5 protein-coding genes and 1 other annotated feature are annotated in these 4,357 nt (G+C 66.0%); of the genes, 4 read left to right on the forward strand and 1 reads right to left on the reverse strand.

The genetic code is table 11. The annotated features are described in order from the left end of the window. Positions 1-205: 205 nt before the first annotated feature. Positions 206-904, reverse strand: coding sequence for an oxygen-insensitive NAD(P)H nitroreductase (gene nfsB, locus H926_RS0119245; protein ID WP_202804780.1), 699 nt, complete (start codon positions 902-904; stop codon positions 206-208). Between the two features lie 155 nt (positions 905-1,059). Beyond that, positions 1,060-1,115, forward strand: a sequence feature (sul1 is cis-regulatory element that is thought to sense ions involved in sulfur or methionine metabolism; They are found in Alphaproteobacteria). 108 nt (positions 1,116-1,223) lie between these two features. Between nfsB and H926_RS0119255 the strand changes: the two genes are divergently transcribed. From H926_RS0119255 to H926_RS0119270, 4 genes are all read left to right on the forward strand, one after another. Continuing rightward, positions 1,224-2,693 (forward strand): SulP family inorganic anion transporter, encoded by a 1,470-nt coding sequence (locus H926_RS0119255; protein ID WP_022677751.1) that lies wholly within the window; start codon positions 1,224-1,226, stop codon positions 2,691-2,693. A 46-nt stretch (positions 2,694-2,739) separates the two neighbouring features. Then, on the forward strand, positions 2,740-3,072 hold the full coding sequence (locus H926_RS0119260; RefSeq protein ID WP_022677752.1) for a helix-turn-helix transcriptional regulator: 333 nt from the start codon (positions 2,740-2,742) through the stop codon (positions 3,070-3,072). Positions 3,073-3,085: 13 nt separating this feature from the next. Beyond that, on the forward strand, positions 3,086-3,514 hold the full coding sequence (gene arsC / locus H926_RS0119265; protein ID WP_022677753.1) for an arsenate reductase (glutaredoxin): 429 nt from the start codon (positions 3,086-3,088) through the stop codon (positions 3,512-3,514). A 3-nt stretch (positions 3,515-3,517) separates the two neighbouring features. After that, positions 3,518-4,357, forward strand: an 840-nt coding sequence (locus H926_RS0119270) for an arsenic resistance protein (protein ID WP_022677754.1), incomplete at its 3' end; no start/stop codon positions are given.

A 4,357-nucleotide genomic window follows, 5' to 3' on the forward strand; every position in this document is an offset into this window, starting at 1 on the left:
CGCGCCGGACGCCGCCAGGCCTGCCAGGCCGCAGAGCGCGAACAGCACCACGGCGCCGCCGCGCCAGAGGGGAAGAAGTTTGCCTTGCGTGTGTGTCATGCCCGGTCGCCGTCCATCGGCAATCGCGGGCGCTTGCGCAAGGGTGTGTGTAAAAGCCTGCGCGCCGGGGCTTGCCCCAGCGCGCATGCTTTTACCGCCCGCTCACTCAGACGCGGGTGATGATGGTCTCGATCGGCAGGCGCGACTTGGGCAGGCGGCCGTTGTAATCGGCATCCTTGTCGGCATAGCCCAGCGCGACCACGAACAGGCTGGTGAAGCCCTTGTCCCGCAGGCCGAATTCGATATCGAGCAGGCGCGTGTCGATCCCTTCCATCGGCGTGGCATCGATGCCCAGCGTGGCCGCGCCCAGCAGGAACTGCCCGAGATTGAGATAAACCTGCTTGTCCAGCCAGTGCTGCTGGTCGCGCGTGTCGAACTTGTGGATGCCCGAAAAGGTGATGCGTCCGCCATTGGCGCGCGCCTTCATCCCTTCGGGATCGGCGGCAAAGCGGCCATCAGCCTCTTCCTGGGCGGTAATGCGGGCGATGTGTTCGGCGCTGGCATCGATCAGGCTGGCAAAGGCCACCACGTGCGAGGCATCGCGGATGGCCTTGGCATTGAAGGCAAAGCGTTCCTGCGCGGCCTTGGCCACGCGTTCCTTGCCTTCATCCGTGCCGGCCACGATGAAGTGCCAAGGCTGCAGATTGGTGCTCGACGGGCTGAAGCGCAGCAGGTTTTCCAGCGTTTCCATATCAGCGTCGCTGATGCGGCGCGCGGGGTCATAGGCCTTGGCCGTGTGGCGACGGCGGGCGGTGGCAAGAATGTCGGACAGGGGAAATTCTCCTGGGGCTGGGCAGCCGGGCAGCGGGCGCCCGGCGGGGTGTCAGCCCGCGTTATGGGTATTGCCCACGGCATATTCCATGGCCTTTGGGGCAGGCCCGATCAGATCGGGCCATGATTTTTTCTCTGCACGCAGGGCATTGCCCTGGGCGCCGCGCGGCGATAGGGAGGCGCCAATCGCATGGACCCGGTGCAACCCCGGGTGGCTATTCCGGCCGCCAATCCGCCGGACAATGCTTGTCGCCGGGGCGCTATTCAGCCCTGTGGCCGGCCGTTGGCAGCCCCTGCTGCCCGCCAGATCGGCCGCCTGATCGCCCGTTGCGACCTCCTCGGTTTTTTACAGCATGAACAACAGCAGTTTTGCGCGCTATCGCGCCGAATGGTGGGACAGCGCCACCAGCGCCCGGCGCGACATCCTTGCCGGCATGGTCGGCACCTTTGCGCTTATTCCAGAGGTTATCGCCTTTTCCTTCGTCGCCGGGATCGACCCGGAAGTGGGGCTGTTCGCCTCGTTCGTGATCGGCATCGTCATTGCCTTTGCCGGCGGCCGCCCTGCCATGATTTCGGGCGCGGCAGGCTCTGTCGCGCTGGTTGCAGCAGCGTTGGTGCATGCCCATGGCCTGCCCTATCTGCTGGCCGCCACGCTGCTCGCCGGCGTTTTCCAGATCGTGTTCGGGCTGCTCAAGCTCGACGTGCTGATGCGCTTCGTTTCGCGTTCGGTGCGGACAGGCTTTGTCAACGCGCTCGCCATCCTGATCTTTTCGGCGCAGGTGCCGCAGATGCTCGATGTGACGTGGCATACTTATGCCCTCATCGCGGCTGGCCTGGCGATCATCTATCTGGCGCCGCGCATCACCACGGCGATCCCCTCGCCGCTGATCTGCATCGTGGCCTTGACCGCGATCAGTATGGCGTTTCCCATGCCGGTCCACACTGTGGCCGACCTCGGCCGTCTGCCTGCCACCTTGCCCTCGCTGACCTGGCCCGGCGTGCCGATGGCGTGGGAAACGCTGCGCATCGTCATGCCCTATGCCCTGGCGATGGCGGCGGTGGGCCTGCTCGAATCGATGATGACCGCCAGCGTGGTCGATGATCTGACCGAAACATCGAGCAGCAAGGCGCGCGAGTGCACCGGCCTGGGCCTGGCCAATCTTGCCGCCGGGCTGTTTGGCGGCATTGCCGGGTGCGGCATGATCGGCCAGACGGTGGGCAATGTGCGCTATGGCGGCCGCGGGCGGCTGTCCACGCTGGTCGCCGGGGTGTTCCTGCTGGTGGTGATGGTGCCGCTGCGCCCGTGGGTGGCGCAAGTGCCGGTCGCGGCGCTGGTGGCGATCATGATCATGGTGTCGATCAGCACGTTTTCGTGGGGCTCGATCCGCGATCTGGCGCGCCATCCCAAGGTTTCGGGCGTGGTCATGGTGGCCACCGTGCTGGTCACCGTGGCCACCCACGATCTTGCCGCCGGTGTGGCCGTGGGCGTGCTGCTGAGCGGGGTGTTCTTTGCCTTCAAGGTGACGCGCATGATGGAAGTGCGCGACAGCTATGACGCGGCCAGCGATACGCGCACCTATGTCGTGACGGGCCAGGTGTTCTTTGCCAGCGCGGATATCTTTGCCGACCGGTTCGACCTGCGCGATGATGTCAGGCGCGTGCGCATCGACCTGACCGCCAGCCACTTGTGGGATGTCACCGCCGTGGGCGCGCTGGAAGACGTGGTTTCCAAGATGCGCCATCACGGCATCGCGGTGGAACTGATCGGTTTGAACCAGGCCAGCGCCATCCTGGTCGATCGCCTGGCGCCGGCGATTTCCTAGCACACCGGGACTGGCCAACGCGAAACATATCCATTAATCTGGATATATGGATAGTGATTCGGCCATCGCGGCACTGGGTGCCCTGGCGCAGGGCACGCGGCTGGACGTGTTTCGCGTGCTGGTGCGGCACGAGCCGGCCGGGCTGGCAGCGGGCGAAATCGCCCGCCTGCTCGGCGTACCGCAAAACACCATGTCGGCGCATCTGGGCATCCTCGCCCGCGCCGGGCTGGTGCAGTCACAACGGCAAGGGCGCACGATCGTCTATCGGGCAGACCTTGATGGCCTGCGCGCCGTGATGCTGTTCCTGGTCACCGATTGCTGCGCGGGGAATGCCGCGCTGTGCGCGCCGCTGGTGGCCGCACTATCCCCCTGTTGCTGAAAGGATCTGCGGCGTGAGCGTCGACATCGTCATCTACCACAACCCGGAATGCGGCACCTCGCGCAATACGCTGGCGCTGATCCGCAATGCCGGGATCGAGCCGCACGTGGTCGAATACCTCAAGACGCCGCCGGCGCGCGATCTGCTGGCGCAGTTGATCGTGCGCGCCGGCATCACGCCACGCGAACTGTTGCGTGCAAAGGGCACGCCCTATGCTGAACTGGGCCTCGACAATCCCGCGCTGAATGACAGCGCCCTGATCGATGCGATGATGGCCCATCCCATCCTTATCAACCGCCCGCTGGTGGTCTCGCCGCTGGGGGTCAAGCTGTGCCGCCCGTCCGAAGCGGTGCTGGACCTGCTGCCCCATGCGCAACTGGGCGCCTTCGCCAAGGAAGATGGCGAGGTTGTGGTCGATGCTGCCGGGCAGCGGGTGATCTGAACCATGGGCACGTTCGAACGCTATCTGTCGCTGTGGGTGGCACTGTGCATCGTGGCCGGCGTGGCGCTGGGCCAGGTCTTGCCCGGGCTGTTTGCCGCGATTGCCGCCGCGCAGCTGGCACAGGTCAACCTGGTGGTGGCAGGGCTGATCTGGTTGATGATCGTGCCGATGCTGCTCAAGATCGATTTCGCGGCGTTGGGTGCGGTGCGCCAGCACTGGAAAGGCGTGGGTGTCACCCTGCTGATCAACTGGGCGGTAAAGCCGTTTTCAATGGCGGTGCTGGGCACGCTGTTCATCGGCTGGCTGTTCGCGCCGCTGTTGCCGGCCGGGCAGGGGCCATCCTATATCGCCGGGCTGATCCTGCTGGCGGCCGCGCCGTGCACGGCGATGGTGTTCGTGTGGTCCAACCTCTGCGATGGGGAGCCGACCTACACGCTGTCGCAAGTGGCGCTCAACGACGTGATCATGGTGTTCCTGTTCGCGCCGCTGGTCGGCCTGCTGCTGGGCGTGGCGGCGGTGCAGGTGCCCTGGGCCACGCTCCTGCTGTCGGTCGTGCTCTATATCGTGGTGCCGGTGATTGCCGCGCAAGTGTTGCGCCGGGCCGTGCTGGCGCGCGGCGGACAGCCGGCGCTCGGCAGGCTGCTGGCCGCGCTTGGCCCGGTTTCGCTGGTCGCGTTGCTGGCCATGCTGGTGCTGCTGTTCGGCTTCCAGGGCCAGGCGATCGTGGCGCAGCCGGTGGTGATCGCGCTGTTGGCCGTGCCGATCCTGATCCAGGTCTATGGCAATGCCGCGCTGGCCTATTGGCTGTCGCGCCGCCTGGGGGTGGCCTGGTGCGTGGCGGCG

It is taken from the genome of Novosphingobium sp. B-7 (assembly GCF_000410615.1).
Lineage (GTDB): Bacteria > Pseudomonadota > Alphaproteobacteria > Sphingomonadales > Sphingomonadaceae > Novosphingobium > Novosphingobium capsulatum.